This is a genomic window from Amycolatopsis sp. NPDC114484 (genome assembly GCF_055633755.1).
Window position 1 is genome coordinate 41,629 of record NZ_JBVKDQ010000017.1, and the last position, 14,978, is coordinate 56,606.

Consider the following 14,978-nt stretch of genomic DNA (forward strand, 5'->3'; position numbering starts at 1 on the left):
TTCGCTGTGCCGGTGTGCTGGACACAGCTTCGGGCGGGCGGGGTGCTACCGAACCCAGGTTTTGCCGTCGTCGGTGGCGTCGAGGCAGGTCAGAGCCGCCCAGAAGACCGGGGAGCGGGCTGGCTCGGGCTGTTCGCGCCAGCGCGCGAGCCGGCTGCGCTGCCACGCGCACAGCTCGGCGACCGGATCCGGCCCGGAGAGCGCGGTGTCGACGGCGATGATCAATTCGGCCATCGGATCCGCGCCGGACACCGCGGCCGACGTCGGCAGCGCCCAGACCGTCGCGGCGACCAGCCCGGCCCCGGCCGCGACGGCGGCGAGCAGCACGCCGAACGGTTCGGGCAGGCCGAAGTCGCTCGCGCTCGCGCAGCCGATCAGCGCCGCCCGGGCGGGCATGTCCGCTTCGGACAGTGCCAGGTCGGCGGCGGTGAACGGCCGGTGCGCGCCGATCGGCGCGGCCGTGCCGGGCAGGTCGGCCGAGCAAGACAGATGGAGCGCGGTCTGCGCGCCGTGGACGTCCTGGATGCGGCTGACGTGCCCCGCGAACACCAGCCGCGAACACGGTTCGGCCAGCAGTTCGGCGAGCAGCCGCCGGTCGGTGTCGGTGCGGCGGACCAGCTCCAGACCGCCGGAGGCGACCGGCCGGACGGGGCCGGTGGCGAGCTGGGCGTCGAGGTGGCGGATCAGCGGCGAGGCGGCGGTTTGCTTGCCGAGGACCGAACCCAGTTCGCCGAACGCGCTCTGGCCGGGGATCCGCGGATCGAGCAGGTAGACGGGTGGTCCGGCGGCGGCCGCCTCGCGGCGCGGGATCCCGGCGGGGGCGAGCAGGGAGACGTCGGTGAGGTCGAGGAGCCGGAGGTCGCTGTCGAAACAGGTGTCGACCTCGTCGGCGTCGAGCACGTGATCCGGCCGCCGGTCGGGCAGGGCGAGCAGGCCCCACGGAACCGCGGCGAGTGCCGGTGACGGCTGGATCCGCAGCAGGGGACGCGTGGCTCGCCGGAGTTGCGCGACGAGGTCGGCGGGCAGGAGGTTGAGGGCCAGGACGCGGGCAAGGCGTTGTTCTCCGGCGGAGAAGGCATCGAGCGAACGACGGACGGCGTCGGCGACCCGTTCGCCTTCACGCGGCGTCGGGGAAGCCTCGGCCAGGAACCCGCGCGCGGTCTCGACGAGATCGGCGTCGATCAGGTGCGCGTGGACCGTGTCGAGGTCGCTGGTGGTGCGCCAGCTGAGGTAGGTGTGCCCGGCGTCGGCGTAGCGCAGGATGAATGTCTCTCGGCCGGGTTCGGCGGCGGGCCAGGTCTCGACCGTCCGCGTTGTCGAGGCACACCCGTACCGTTCGGCGGCCAGCCGGGACCAGGCGTCCAGTTCCATCGGCGAGGAAGGCGACCAGCGCAGGCCGGGCGGCGGGGCGAGCCGGAGCGGGAGCGACGAGGTGACCGAACCCAGCGCTGCCAAGGGAAGCTGATCGGTCTCGGCGGGCGGTGCGGCCAGCTCGGGGAGTTCGCCGGTCAGGTCAAGGGAGCGGTCCTCCGGGTACGCGCCGACCGCGCAGGCGCGTTCGATCAGCTCCGCCGTCAGCCGCGTTTCGCCGAGCTGGGTCAGCAGGACCATCAGCAGTTCCATCGCCGGGCCCGCGACGCTGTTCGCCCACGCGGTGCGCGCCTGGGCCGACGCGAAGGCGAACCGGTACTCCTGCGCGGCTAGCGCCATCGGGAGCAACAGGTCCAGCACCGCCCGCGGGTCTTCGCCGCGTGTGTAGCCGATTGTGGCCGACAGGTAGTCAGCTCGCAGGCACTCCAGCCATTCGCCCGAATCGCGGGCCGCTGCCTGGAGGTCGGCCACATGCTTCTCCGCGGCTGGCCAGTCGCCCTCGGCTGCCGCACAGCGAGCCAGCGCTGACGCGAGCCGACGCGCGCCCGGAGTGTCTCCGTTCGCCGCCCACAGCTTTCCCGCGTGCTCGAACTGGTCTCGCGCCTGCGCGACTTCGCCGGCGAGCAGCAGCAACGTGCCCAGTGCGTAGCTGGCCTCGGCGACGTCTCCGGTCACTCCGGCGGCGGCGAGTTCGTCCCGGGCCTCGACGATCGCCGTGATCGCGCCGGGGAGATCCCCGCCGAGCGCGCGGGTTTCGGCCAGCCCGATGGCGAATTTCGCCGCCGCCGGGCCGTCGCGGCCGGCGGTGAGCCGCAGCAGATCCGCTGTCGCGTCCGCTTCCTCGCCGCCCGCCTGGCGGATGCGGGCGCGTTCGGCCCGTGCCATCGCCTGCAGCGCCGCCACTTGGTCGCGGACCTCGTCGAGGTCCGCGAGGCTGTCCAGATCGGCCAGGATCTCCTCGATCGCGTCGCGCGCCCCGGCCGGATCCCCGGCGGCCACTTGCACGCGTACTTCGAGGATGCGCAGTTCCAGCTCGTCGGCACCGTGCGGGTCGAGCTGCTCGCGCGGGAACTGGCCGGGTTCGGCCGCCTTCCGGAACGCCGCGCGGCGTCGCTGGTCGGCGAGCAGTTCCCGCGCCCGGTCGAGGGAACCCTCCTCAGTGGACAGCGAGATGAGGACGCGTTCCGCTACCTCGCGGGAACCCTCGATCATCCGCAGCTCGGCGTACTGTCCGAAGTGGACGATGGCGGCGGTGCTGACGGTGAAGACGCTGAGCACGGCTTCCGCGCACTGGCGCGCGTTCCGGAGATCGCCTGCGGAGTAGCAGACCGTGGCCAGATCGCTGACTGCGGCGACTTCGAGGCTGACGCGGTCGAGCTGCTGGGCGAGCTGGCGCATCCGCGCATAAGCCCGCTGCGCAGCGGCGACATCACGCGCCGCGGCGAGTCTCTTGGCCTCGGCTTGGACGGCGAAGGCTTCGGTGAGCAGTCCGTGGTACTCGGCTTCGGTCAGCGCGCACGCGGGCAGTTCCCGGTAAGCGGCCGGGGCGAGACCGAAATGCCTTGCGACGCAACGACAGTTGTAGCCGTGCGAAACCGAGCCGGCGAGTTCTGCGGGCAGCGGCCGGTCCGGCGGCTCGAGCGGGGGCGGCAACCCGGCGAGCACGTCAGAACTCCTCGTCGGCGACGGCTCGCTCGGCCAAGGTACGGACCGCGGGCGGCAGCGCTTCGCGGGCCCGTACCAGGGAGATCACCTCGGCCCGGTCTTCCGGGGTGGTCCCGGCGACGTCCGGGTCCGCCGCTCCGACGACGAGACCCATCCGGGCGGAGGACGTCGCCGCGAGCCTGGTTCCGGCCTCGTCCAGGTCTGCCGTCCCGGCGAATCCTCCGCTGCCGAGGTGCAGGGCGACTTCGGCGAAAGGCTCGGCGTCGTGGGTCGCGACGGCGATGAGGGTTGCGTCGTCTAGCGCGCCGGCGACTTCGACCTCGAGCCGGGCGGCGGTCCTGGTCGCGACGATCCGCCAGGCCACCGTGTCCTCCGCGGCGTCCAGAACGCCCGGTGGCACCCGGGCCCAGTCGACACTGGCGCGTCCCTCGGCCAGCACGCCTTCGCCGGACGCAGCGGGGCCGGAACCGGCGGCCAAGGCATACGCGCGCTGACCGGGGGCGACCCGAGCTGCCAGTTCAGCCGCGGCTTCGGCTCGCTCCAGGTCGTCTTGGCGGTCGAACCAGGCCGAAAGCTGCGTGCACAGACGCCGGGCTTCCTCGGCCACCGGCCCCGCAGCGGCGGCCAAGCCGGAGCTGGTTGCCTGGTCGAACAGCTCTGCGGGGCTGGCCTCGAAGCCGTCGAGCAGGCCTTCGGCGAGGTCTTCGACCGCCGTGGTCGCGACGGCCGCTTCGAAGCCGAGCAACGCCGGGTCGAGCGCTGGGATGGCGAGGGCCGGGCCGGCGGGCCACCAGCGGCGCGCCCAGAGCAGAAGCGCGAGGCGAGCCAGTTCCGGCTGGGCCGGGACGTCAACATGCCCGTCTCGAATCGCCGCCAAGCTGGCTTCGGCACCGACGAGCCTGGTGAGCCACGGTTCGGCCGCGCTCGCGTCGGCGAGTTCGATCCGCATCGACGGCACCGAAGCGCCGAGCAGATCGGCCAGCGCGAAGCGGATGAGGCCGCCGTCCGCCGCGAGGACCGGCGTGTGCACCGGATGCGTCACGAGGCGGCCTCCAAGCGCGGCAGGCTGGCGACGAGGGCGCGGCGCACTTTCGTCCGCAGATCCAGCGACGTCGACCGGACCACTCCGGTGAGGAGGTCCCGGAAGTCAGCCGGGACCTCGCCGCTGACGTCGAAGCCGTGCAGCCGGACCCACAGCCTCGCGAGAAACCGCTTCGCGAATTCACGCAGCTCTCGCAGGATCTCGGCGTCCGGCTGCGCGGCGAGGGGCGTCGAACCGGCCAGCGCCCGGCGGGCGTAGAGGACGTATCCCTCCCGGGCGACCTGGGCGTTGAGCCGCTGCGCGAACTCCGGGAGGTCGGTGGACGTAACGCCGTCGAGCGGCCGGAGCGCGGGCGCGAGGACGACGCCGAGTACGAAACACGTTGCCAGCACGGGCAATTCGAGCCCGAATCCGGCGGCGGTACGGCTGAGTTCTTCGTCGACCAGCTCGGCGACGGGTCTTTGCTCGGCCGCCCGGCGCAAGGTCGCGCGGACCCGTCGTTCGATGCTGCGTTCGAGAAGCTCGCCGCCGGTCTCGTCGCGCTGGTTCAGCGGCGGTACGGCGGTGCGTTCGCCGCGCTGAAGGCCGAGATCAGGCGCGGGCAGGCCGGAAACCTCGCGGACGGCCCGGGCGAGCACGGCGGTTCCTCCGGGCTGACGCAACGCGAGGCCGAACGCGTGTCCGGCGGGGGAGTCGGCGAGCGCCTGCCAAGCCTCGTCGGTGAAGCCGTTGACGACCTTGTTGAGCAGCGCTGTGGCGTCTTCTGTCTGGTACGGGTGCGGGGTGGTGCGCCAGCGGCGGTGCAGTTCGGCGGTCAAGTCGGCGGTGCGCTGCGGGTCTGCCAAGTACCGGCTCAACTGGTCGACCCCGGCCGCACCGACTTCGCCGTGCCATTCGCGCAACGCCGCCGCGGCCCGCTCCGGCGCGGAGGAGTCCGGCGTACCGAAGGCTGTCGCGAGTTCGTAAGCGAGCGGAAAACACACGTCCTGGACGTTTCCCGCAGTGATGCGCAGGACCCGGCGCTGCCGCTTCAAGTGCGTGAACCACGCCGCCGTGGCGCGCAGCCGCGCCGAATCGGCCAGCAGCAGCTCGGTCACTTCCGCCGCCGCGGCCGGGTCCAGCAGCGGGCGGCCCAGCCGGGGCCGAGCCGCGGTGCGGACCACGAGCGGATCGATGATCTTCTTGACCGTGCGGGTCAGCGGACCGCCGTCGCCCGCCGAAAGGACCTCGACGCCCGGGATCCGCCGCCAGGCCTGCGCGAGAACAGCCGAGCGCAACCGGGACTGCCCGTGGCCTGCCGTCATCGCGCCCCCTCGCTCCGCCTGAACTTTATCCTGCCGCGGCTCCGCGTCCGACTGAGGCGTTTCCGCCGCCGAGGGAAACGCCCGGGAAGGCAAGCGGAGCAGGTGATCGACCGCGGGCCGGGAACAGTCGGTCCCCGGGTCTGCGCTGAATTCGCCAGCCATCCGGCTGCTGTCGCGAACCCGGCGCGTTGCCGGAATCCGGCAGCCGCAACGGATCTGGGCAGCCAAGGCCGACCGGACCAGCGGGCGGTGGAGCAGGGTGTCGAGATCCACGGCCTCAACTCGTTCCCGGTCGCTCGGCAGCTGATGCCGCCCCTCGAAAGCACGCGCCCCACTCGGTACTCCGGTTGCTCGGCGACCCGGCCGGACGGGTGGACTTCGCCCGGGATCGGCTCACGCGCCGCACTGCCTGGCAGGCTGGGGCCTTCGAGTCCGCGCGGCTGGCAGTCCGGCACCTGCACGAGCGCGTCCTGTCCCGCTGAACTCCCCGGCGGCGCGGCGGCAAGCGGTCCCTCCGAGGAAAGGACTCCCATGGTGCACACCCAGTTCGACCCGGCCGTCCGCGCGGCGCTGGCCGCGAACGCGGTGGCGGCCAAGACCCGCGAAGGCCTCACCTGGCAGCAGATCGCCGACGCGGCCGGGCTGTCGGCGGTGTTCACGACCGCCGCCGTCCTCGGCCAGCACCCGCTGCCGAAGGAGTCCGCCGAGGCCGTGGCCGCGCTGCTGGGCCTGGACGACGACGCCGCGCTGCAGCTGCAGACGGTCCCGATGCGGGGGTCGCTCCCGGACCGGGTCCCGACCGACCCGACCATCTACCGCTTCTACGAGATCCTGCAGGTCTACGGAACGACGCTGAAGGCTCTCATCCACGAGCAGTTCGGCGACGGCATCATCTCGGCGATCAACTTCAAGCTCGACGTGAAGAAGGTCGCCGACCCCGAGGGCGGCGAGCGGGCTGTGATCACCCTGGACGGCAAGTACCTGCCGACCAAACCGTTCTGAGCGCGCGGCGGGCCGGAGCGCCTTCCGACCCGCCGTGGAGGACGCGTCCTCTGAACCGATTCCGGCGGAGAATTCGGGAACCGGGTAGGCTGGGCGGCAAACTGCTCGTCGTCGGGGCAATGCTGGTCTATCCTGCTCTCAGTGCCGTGCTGTCGCTGACCGGAATAGGAGAACGCTGTGACCAATCCGTTCGAAGACGAGAATGGGGTCTACCTCGTCCTGGTCAATGCCGAGAACCAGCACTCGCTGTGGCCCGAATTCGCCGCGGTGCCCGCCGGGTGGACGACCGTCCACGGACCGGCGTCCCGGGCGGAGTGCCTGGACTACGTCAACGAAAACTGGACTGACCTGCGGCCCGCCTCGCTGATCGCCGCGATGGCGGACTCCGCCGAGCCGTCCGCGAGCTGACGCCGCCCGGGTCGTGAAATACCGGAAATGACACCTGTTGCCGCGCGACGAATTGCGTCGCGGACGAATTCATTCGTAGTCGCTGAACGGTCGGCGCGACGATTGTATTCTTCATGTACGCGGGCCTGATTGACTTCGCCTGGAGGGGGATTAAACGGCGTTTCTGTCAGATCGGTGGTATAGTGATCCGGCTTCATCTGACCCTGGAGTCATTTCAGTCCGTCCGATTTCTCGAAGGCCCTCTTCCGGTTGTCGAACTGCTCGGCGCTCTGTGCCGGCTGAGGAGGGACGCGCGTCCCGCCGGGCATTTCCCGGTCCGGTTCCGGCCGCCCCGGCCGATCCGGCCGTTGTTCGACCTGTTCTCCGCGCGCGGCGAGGTGCCGGACTTCCTCGTCTCGCGCCGCGCCGAGATCGGCTCCGCGCTGGACGACCTCGCGGCCCTGCCCGCCGACCGCGTGCGCGCCGACCTCGCGGCGACGTTCCGGCTGAAGCAGCCCGCCGCGTGGCTGAACGACCTCGCCGAGGGGAGCGACGAGGCGAGAACGGCGCTGGTCAAGGCCATCGAGGAGGGCTACCGCGGCCTGGTGGAGCCGCAGTGGGCCGAGATCGTCGCCACCGCGCAGGCGGACTTGGCCCAGCGCGGGCACATCATGCTCCGCCAGGGCGTGGCGCGGGCGATCGGCTCGGTGTCCGCGGCGATCGGCCAGCTCGGGAACGTGGTGGAGATCGGCAGCCCGGCCGACCGGGACCTGCCCGCGCCGCACGGGCTGGACTTCGTGCCGTCGTGCCTGGCCCCGGAGACGGTGGTGATCCCGGGCGGGGCGGGCGAGCCGGTGACCGTGGTGTATCCGATTCCGGGCGTGCCCGCGCGAAACGGGCCGGGCCGGTCGAGCGGGGACGGCCTGTCGGCGCTGGTCGGGGCGCGCCGGGCGGCGATCCTGCGGGCCGCGGTCGTGCCGCGCGGGACTACCGAGCTCGCGGTGCAGGCGGGGGTGAGCCTGTCGTCGGCTTCGGAGCATGCGAGCGCGCTGCGCAACGCCGGGTTGATCATGACGGTGCGGGCGGGGCGGAAGGTGCTGCATACCGCGACGGAACTGGGTGCGTCGCTGGTGCGGGCGAGTGATGCGAGGTTGTGCGACGCGCGCTGACCTGGGCTGGATCGCTGGGCATGGTCGAGCGGTGGTTGCGGGCGAGTGGCGCGCGGTTGTGCGACGCGCGTTGACCTCGGCTGGACCGCCAGGCATGTTCCAGCGGTGACTGCTGGACGGCGATTCGCGGGCTGTCGCGCGGCATCGCGGGCTTCCGCCGGCCGGGACCGGCTTCGGAGCGCACTCGGGCTGGTCGCGGCGGGGCGGAAGGCGTCGCGTGACCTGAGCTGGTCTCATCCGGGAAGCACCGGGACCCCTTTGGCCCAATGACGGGTGCGGTCGAACGGGTAGGTCGGCAGCCACCCGCGACGGCGGCCGGGCGAGAAGACCGCCGACCAGTCCGGCGTGCCTCCCTCCAGCCAGATCCGGCCGAGGTTCGCCAGGTCCGGGGACGCATCAGGGAGGGGAGGCGAGGAAGGGTCGGCGACGATCTCGAACTGGCGGCACGGCCACGCCCGGCGACCGGTGGCCAGGGTGAACGCGACGTCGGCCAGCGGCAGGTCCGGCTCGCGCTCCAGGTGCTCCCGGAGCCGGGCCGCGACAGCCGCCAGTGCCCGCGGGGTGCGGGCGGACAGCACGAGGAGGTGGTGCGCGGGGGACGCCGCCGGGCGGGGGACCGGCGGCGGCTGTTCGAGGACCACGTGCGCGTTCGTCCCGCCGAGACCGAACGAGCTGACCCCGGCCCGGCGGGGCGCGGCCAGTTCGACCGGCTCGGTGTTGACGCCGAAACCGCCGGCGGAGAGGGGGAGATGCGGGTTCGGCCGCCGGAAGTGCGCGGCCGGCGGGACGGTGCCGTGCCGGGCGACGAGGGCGGCCTTGATCAGGCCGACGACCCCGGACGCCCCGTCGAGGTGGCCGATCGACGCCTTGACCGAACCGAGCAGGCACCCGGGAATCGCGGCGAGCCGGAAGGCGCGGTCGAGGGCGTCGACCTCCAGCGCGTCGCCGAGAAGCGTGCCGCTGCCGTGTGCTTCCACGTAGCTGACGGCGTCGATCTCCGCCGCCCGCAACGCTTCCAGCACCACGGCGGCCTGGCCGCTGCCGCTGGGGGTGCGGTAGTCGGGGCGGTCGCCGTCGTTGTTGACTGCCCAGCCGCGGATCACTGCGTGGATGGCGTCGCCGTCGTCCAGCGCGTCGGCGAGCCGTTTGAGCAGCACGACGCCCGCACCGCTGCCGAACACCGACCCGTCCGCGTCGGCGTCGAAGGAGCGGCAGCGGCCGGACAGCGAGACCAAGCCGTCCGGCGCGGCCAAGCGAGGCGGATAGGGGACGGCCGCTCCGCCCGCGAGGGCGAGGTCGCAGCGGAAGTCGGCGAGGTTCTGCGCGGCCAGGCATGCCGCGACCAGCGAAGACGAACACGCGCTCTGCACGGCGAGGCTCGGCCCCGAAAGGCCGAGCGCGTAGGACACGCGGGCGGCGGCATGGTCGGTCGCGGTTCCGACGGAGGTTGCGCCGGGCCAGGCACCTGCCAGGCGGTAGTGCTCGTACCAGCTCGGGCCGACGCTGGCGAAGACTCCGGTGTCCGGGCACGAAGCCGGGTCGTAGCCCGCGTCTTCGAAAGCCGACCACGCGGTTTCCAGCAGCAGCCGGTGTTGTGGGTCGAGTTCTGCGGCCTCGTCCGCGCTGTAGCCGAAGAATTCCGCGTCGAAGTCCGCGATTCCGTTCAGGTGGCCTGCCGAGCGCACCACCTGAGGGTCGCGCAGCAGCGATTCCTCGACTCCGGCGGCGCGCAGCTCCTCGTCGGAGTAGCGGCGGATCGGATCGACGCCCGCGAACAGGTTGCGCCACAACGCCGCCGGGTCCGCCGCGCCCGGGACCCGGCATGCCATGCCGATGATCGCGATGTCCTCGGTCACCGGGCACGCCGTCCTGCGCGGGCCGCGCGGCGGCGGGACATCCGGTCGCCGACCCGGTCCAGGGCACCGCCCGAACCTTCCGAGAGGGAGTCGGCGAGCGCGGTGATCGTGGGGTGGTCGAACAACCGGCCGAGCGGGATCTCGACGCCGAGTTCCTTCTCCAGCAGGCGTTTCAGCAACGGGACTTGGGCGGAGTGCCCGCCGAGCGCGAAGAAGTCCTTGTCCGCGGGCGGGTCCGGCAGACCGAGCACGGCCGACCAGGCGCGGGTGATCGCCTGCGGCAGGTCGTCAGCCCGGCGGATGGTGCGAACCGGAGAGGGGAGCGCGCGGACGTCGACCTTTCCGGTGCTGGTCAGCGGAAAAGTTTCGAGGACGGTGATCTCGCGCGGGACCATGTAGTGCGGAAGTTTCCGCGCCAGTGCGCCGAGCAGCGACTCCGGATCCGGGCGCTCGCCCCGTGGCACCACGTAGGCGAGGATCTCGCTCTGCCCGGCGACCGCGACGGCCTGCGCGACCGCGGGCTGAGCGCACAGAGCCGCTTCGATCTCGCCGAGTTCGACCCGGTAGCCCCGGATCTTCACCTGCCGGTCGGCGCGCCCGAGGTGCAGGAGGGTTCCGTCCGGCAGCCTGCGGGCGAGATCCCCGGTGCGGTAGGCGGGCACGCCGTCGATCGTCGTGAACTTCCCGGCGGAGGCGGCCGGATCCCGCCAGTAGCCGGGTGCGATGTGCTGGCTGAGCACCGTGATTTCGCCGCGCAGGCAGGTGCGGCGGCCCGCCGGGGCGAGCAGGATCACCTCGACGCCCGGCAGCTGGCGGCCGACCGGTATCACCTCGCCGTCCACCCGCGCGTCCGGTCCCAGATGGTGCTGCGTGACGAAGCTGATCTCGGTCGCGCCGTAGCCGTTGACGAACACGCAATCCGGCGCACCGACGCGGCGGGCCCGCTCCACGTCGTCGCGGCGTACCTGTTCTCCGCCAAGGAGAACCGCGCGCAGGGCGGGCAGCCGACGGTCGCCGAGGGAATCGGTCAGGTAGCGGAACATCGTCGGCGTCGAGTGGTAGACCGTCACCTCGTGTTTCGCGAGGACCTCGCCGAGCGCGGCGACGCCGTGCGCGGCCACGTCGAAGGGCACTACCGCGGCACCGCTGAGCAGCGCGGAGAACAGGTCGGTGACGGCCATGTCGAAGCCGAAGGACGTGAGCAGGCCGAGCCGGTCGGCGGGGCTGATCCGGAAGTTGTCGACGTGGTTGCGGACCTGGAAGAGGACGTTGGCGTGCGGCTGCGCGACCGCCTTCGGCCGGCCGGTGGACCCCGAGGTGTACAGCACGTAGGCGTGGGAACCTCCGGACGCGGCGAGGTCGTCGGGCCGAAGTTCTTCCTCCGCTGTGGACAGATAGTGCACGGCCAGCGCAGGTCCGATCCGAGCGCATACGGGCTGGTGTTCCGGGTCGGTCAGGATCGTGGTGGCGCCTGCGTGGGTCAGGATCGCGGCCAGCCGGTCGGGCGGATGGTGCGGGTCCAGCGGCACGTAAGGCCGTCCGGCGAGCACGGCGGCGACGATCGCGACGATGTGCGCCGGTCCGTGCGGGAGCAGCAGCCCGACCGGGCCGGTGCCGGACCGCAGCAGGGCGGCGGTCCCGGCGGCTCGGGCGGCGAGTGCTTCGTAGGTGAGGGATTCGGTGTCGGTCAGGACCGCCGGGTTGGCCGGAAACCGTTGGCAGATCTCGGCGAATTGGTGCGCGATCGAGGTCGCGTCAGCGGGGAACGGGGTGTGGCCGGGGCGCGCGCCGGAGGTCTCGAGGGTCGACGTTCGATCGCCGCGTGCGCGCGGGAGCAAGTGCGCCGTGGACCGCTCCGGGTGGTCGAGGATCTCGGCCAGCAGGGCGGGCAGGTCGGCGGTGAGGTCGGCGAGCAGGGATTCCGGCAGGCGGCCGAGCCACGAGATCCGGGGGCGGTTCGTCCGCAGGGTGAGGACGATCTCCAGGTCGTACGGTGTCGAGGCGAGGGCGAGCGGTTCCAGGCCGAGCCCGCCCGCCGCGATGGGCGGGCCCTCCTCGCCGAGGGCGAAAGCGCGCAGGCTCGAATGATCGAGCTGGCCGAGGAATTCGTCGACCGCGACCGCTGCTTCGAATCCGGTGCTCGCCGTGCGCTGGGCGGCGGCGATGTCGCTGAGCGCGGTCGAAACCGGCCGGTCCTCCTCGAGGTCGACGACGAGGGCGGAGCCGTCGGCCAGGCCCAGCGGCATCGCGCCGGTGCCGGTGTAGCGCCGCAGCAGCAAGGCGATCGCGGTCAGGAAGACCGAAGCTGGCTGACCGGCGAAGCGTGCGTCGAGTTCGGTGGTCAACCGCGCGCAGCGGCCGGACGGGGCCAGGTCGAGCCGGGAGTCGACCGGACAGTTCGTCGGCGCTGCGACGGCCGGGGTGAACTCGGGCGCCAGGGAGCCGGAAAGCTCGGCGACGAGGTGCGCCAGGAACTGCCCGAACCGAAGGTGGGTGGCGTGGGGCAGCGCGACCAGCAGTACGTGCTCGTCCTCGGCGAGAGAACGCAGGCGCAGCCGCAGAGGAGGTGCGGAGACGTCATTCCCGAAGTCGTCGGGAAAAGCGTCCACTGTGGAGGACGGATCGTCCGGAAGGCGGGCGGCGATCCGTTCGAGAACGCCGGAGAGGCCCGCCCGGTCGAGCGGGCCGGTGATGCGCAGCGCCCGCACGGTCACCGCCCCGCCGGGACGGCCAGCGCCGCGTCCACCGCGGCGCGCACGTCGGCCAACCCGGTGACCGGCACGAGCGCCGCCGGTTCGATCGGCCGGTAGTCGGCGGCGGAGTAAGTCCCCGAAGCGTGCAGGACGATCTCCGTGCCCGCCGGGACCAGCCGTCGTTCGATCGCGTTCAGCACCCCGGTCATCGCCATCACCAGCGACCATTCCCGCAGTTCGGCGTGGTCGGCGGGCATCGGCCGCCCGGCGGCGTTCAGCAGGTCGCGGATCATCGCGTACCGGCTCGTGCACTCCCGCCGGGACACGACGATCCCGGTCCCGCCGAAGCGCCGCACGAGCGGGTCCATCGTCTGCGAGGTGGCCGGGCGGCGGGTGTAGAACGTCGGCTCGAGCACCTCGTCCGGGTCCGCCGTGGACAGTGGGAAGTGCGGGTCGGAGTCCTGGACGTAGTGCCCGGCGCCGCGCCGGTACCGGGGCGCGTTCGCGGGGTCGTGGTCGCCGTGGAGCAGGCTCAGCACCATGTCGGGCGCGCCGAGGTGCTGGACCAGCAGGAAACCCGGGTGGGCGGCGGGATCCGCCTCCGCGGCGGCTTCGAGGTGTTCCCGGCCCTGGTGGTAGCCGAGCAGGCCGAACGCGCTCGACACGGCGTGCGCGTGCCAGCGGTCGCCGCGGGCCGGGTCGACGTCGTGTTCGAGGAAGGCCCGGGCGGCGTCGGCGACCAGGTAGTTGTCGAGGTCGAGGGTGAACCACAGGCGCGGAGAACCGGGGCGGACCTCCTCGCGGGCCACGAACTCGCGGGCGAGTTCTTTCACCTGCTCCGGCCGCGTGCTGTCCAGCAGCAGCACCGGATTGCGGCGGGCCAGTTCCGGTTCCCGGGACAGCGCGCTGGAGCGGAATTTCGACCGCGAACGGGCGGGCGCGAGCACGATCACCCGGAGCTGGCCGGGCGCCACGAGGCCGGTCGCGATCGCGCGGTCCACCGCGTCGCGCAGGGCCACGCCCTTGTTCGCGGAGGTCGGCGTGAAGATCACGATCGGCTCGCCGGTGCGGCGGACGTGCTCGACCGCCCTGGCGACGATCAGCAGGGAGGCGAAGGTTTTCGTCGTGTGCGTGCCGGGGTTGCCGGTGAGGTCGAGCAGCCGGATCGAGTGGCCGTCGAGCTCCGCGAGCGGGCCCCACGCGGCGGTCGCGACGGAGAAGTACTCCCGGGTCGCGGGGCCGAGGTCCGGCAGCGCGGGACCGGGGGCGAAGCGGCCCGGTCCGGTCACCGGAGCGGGAACCCGCCGCGCGATTTCCGCGCGGATCCGGTCGTAGTAGCCGGTGATCAGGTTCCGGGACGCGCGGGGGACGGGCATCGCTCCTCCTCGTTCGGGAAAGGGGCAGGGGAGCGCAGGCGGTCTCGCACTTCCAGGAGCCGGTCGCAGACGGAAGCGGTGTCCTGGACCGGGAATCCGGCCGCGACGTCGGGCAGGTACGGCAGCAGGGCCCGGCGCGCGGTTTCGCCGAACACGACGTCGGATCCCTGGACCACGACTCCGTCCCGGTGCCCGTCGCGCTGGTTCCGCCGCACCGCGACGTCCTCGGCGACGGGCAGGTCGAGGGTCAGCGAGCCGTCGCGGATCCGCACCGGGTACCCGCCCGGCAGCCCGAGCGGCCCTGGCACGTTCGTCCGGGTGTCCGCGCCGGTCAGCAGGTTTTCGACCAGAAGCGCGGCGGCGTGCCCGGTCACCGCGTTCAGTTCCCGGCGGTCGATCGCGCGGAGCTTGGCCAGCCGGGCGGTGACGTCGGTCAGCTGCTCGTCGTCCAGCCAGGCCAACGCTTCGTCGGCATCGTCTTCGGGCGCGTGCAGGTGCACGTGGTGGGCGAGCACGCGCAACGTCCGGGTGTCGTCGGCGGGCAGCGTCGCGCGCAGTGCGGCGGCGAGGGTCATTACGTTGCCGACGCCGCAGAACACCGGCAGTCCCAGGGCTTTCAGGAGCGGGTTGACCGCGTCGGGGAAGCAGCCGTTGACCAGCAGCGACTCCGGGCTGGCCGCCGCCGCCCGGGCGAGCGAGATCGCGGGCCCGGCCTGCAGCGGCAGGGTGAGCCCGAAACCGCCGCGTCGCAGCAGATCCGTCCACTCCGACGGGCTCGTCATCCGTTCCCACGGCGATTGGTGCGAGGCACAGTTCAGCACCACCTTCGGCTGAGTCCGCGCCAGCACCTCCCGGACGTCGGACAGGGCCGCCGCCTCGAAGCGGACCGGCGAGCCGTCCAGCCGCGCCCGCATTTCGGCGAGATCAGCGACCTCCCGTGCCTGGCCGGGCCTGCGGGCCAGGACGTGCACCACGGCCGGAACTCCCGCCAGGGCAAGCGAAAAACACGCGCTGCGCGCCAGGGATCCGCTCCCGGCGACGACGACGTGGAGCGCCCCGGCCGAATTCTCGGTCAATCCAGGTCCTTTCGCGGGAGAACGGGGATCACCGTAG

At 72.5% G+C, this 14,978-nt stretch carries 10 protein-coding genes; 3 read left to right on the forward strand and 7 right to left on the reverse strand.

Annotated features, from left to right (window positions below; all coding sequences use genetic code 11):
- Nucleotides 1-45: 45 nt before the first annotated feature.
- Genes ACZ7SW_RS33450 through ACZ7SW_RS33460 form a run of 3 tightly spaced genes read right to left on the reverse strand, consistent with a single transcriptional unit; the run spans nucleotide 46 to nucleotide 5,382 of the window.
- Entirely contained in the window at nucleotides 46-3,036 is a 2,991-nt protein-coding gene (locus tag ACZ7SW_RS33450; RefSeq protein ID WP_470234359.1) for a hypothetical protein, read from the reverse strand.
- A gap of 1 nt (nucleotide 3,037) precedes the next feature.
- Nucleotides 3,038-4,078 (reverse strand): hypothetical protein, encoded by a 1,041-nt coding sequence (locus tag ACZ7SW_RS33455; RefSeq protein WP_470234360.1) that lies wholly within the window; start codon nucleotides 4,076-4,078, stop codon nucleotides 3,038-3,040.
- Entirely contained in the window at nucleotides 4,075-5,382 is a 1,308-nt protein-coding gene (locus ACZ7SW_RS33460; protein WP_470234361.1) for a hypothetical protein, read from the reverse strand. The genes ACZ7SW_RS33455 and ACZ7SW_RS33460 overlap by 4 nt, the downstream gene beginning before the upstream one ends.
- A 531-nt stretch (nucleotides 5,383-5,913) precedes the next feature.
- Here ACZ7SW_RS33460 and cynS point away from each other — a divergent pair.
- The 3 genes from cynS (at nucleotide 5,914) to ACZ7SW_RS33475 (ending at nucleotide 7,940) form a co-directional block, all read left to right on the forward strand.
- A complete protein-coding gene (cynS, locus tag ACZ7SW_RS33465; RefSeq protein WP_470234362.1) occupies nucleotides 5,914-6,384 on the forward strand; it encodes a cyanase in 471 nt (156 codons plus the stop codon).
- Nucleotides 6,385-6,561: 177 nt separating this feature from the next.
- A complete protein-coding gene (locus ACZ7SW_RS33470; protein ID WP_470234363.1) occupies nucleotides 6,562-6,792 on the forward strand; it encodes an MbtH family protein in 231 nt (76 codons plus the stop codon).
- A 182-nt stretch (nucleotides 6,793-6,974) separates the two neighbouring features.
- Nucleotides 6,975-7,940: a hypothetical protein gene (locus ACZ7SW_RS33475; protein ID WP_470234364.1), complete on the forward strand. Its 966-nt coding sequence runs from the start codon at nucleotides 6,975-6,977 to the stop codon at nucleotides 7,938-7,940.
- Between the two features lie 233 nt (nucleotides 7,941-8,173).
- On the opposite strand, the gene ACZ7SW_RS33480 is transcribed toward ACZ7SW_RS33475, so the two are convergent.
- Genes ACZ7SW_RS33480 through ACZ7SW_RS33495 form a run of 4 tightly spaced genes read right to left on the reverse strand, consistent with a single transcriptional unit; the run spans nucleotide 8,174 to nucleotide 14,941 of the window.
- Complete coding sequence (locus tag ACZ7SW_RS33480) at nucleotides 8,174-9,796, reverse strand: beta-ketoacyl synthase N-terminal-like domain-containing protein (protein WP_470234365.1); 1,623 nt, start codon at nucleotides 9,794-9,796, stop codon at nucleotides 8,174-8,176.
- Nucleotides 9,793-12,510 carry a non-ribosomal peptide synthetase gene (locus tag ACZ7SW_RS33485; RefSeq protein WP_470234366.1) on the reverse strand — a complete coding sequence of 906 codons (2,718 nt, stop codon included), beginning with the start codon at nucleotides 12,508-12,510 and terminating at the stop codon, nucleotides 9,793-9,795. The genes ACZ7SW_RS33480 and ACZ7SW_RS33485 overlap by 4 nt, the downstream gene beginning before the upstream one ends.
- Nucleotides 12,507-13,865 carry a DUF6002 family protein gene (locus tag ACZ7SW_RS33490; protein ID WP_470234367.1) on the reverse strand — a complete coding sequence of 453 codons (1,359 nt, stop codon included), beginning with the start codon at nucleotides 13,863-13,865 and terminating at the stop codon, nucleotides 12,507-12,509. The genes ACZ7SW_RS33485 and ACZ7SW_RS33490 overlap by 4 nt, the downstream gene beginning before the upstream one ends.
- On the reverse strand, nucleotides 13,835-14,941 hold the full coding sequence (locus ACZ7SW_RS33495; protein WP_470234368.1) for a hypothetical protein: 1,107 nt from the start codon (nucleotides 14,939-14,941) through the stop codon (nucleotides 13,835-13,837). The genes ACZ7SW_RS33490 and ACZ7SW_RS33495 overlap by 31 nt, the downstream gene beginning before the upstream one ends.
- Nucleotides 14,942-14,978 lie beyond the last annotated feature (37 nt).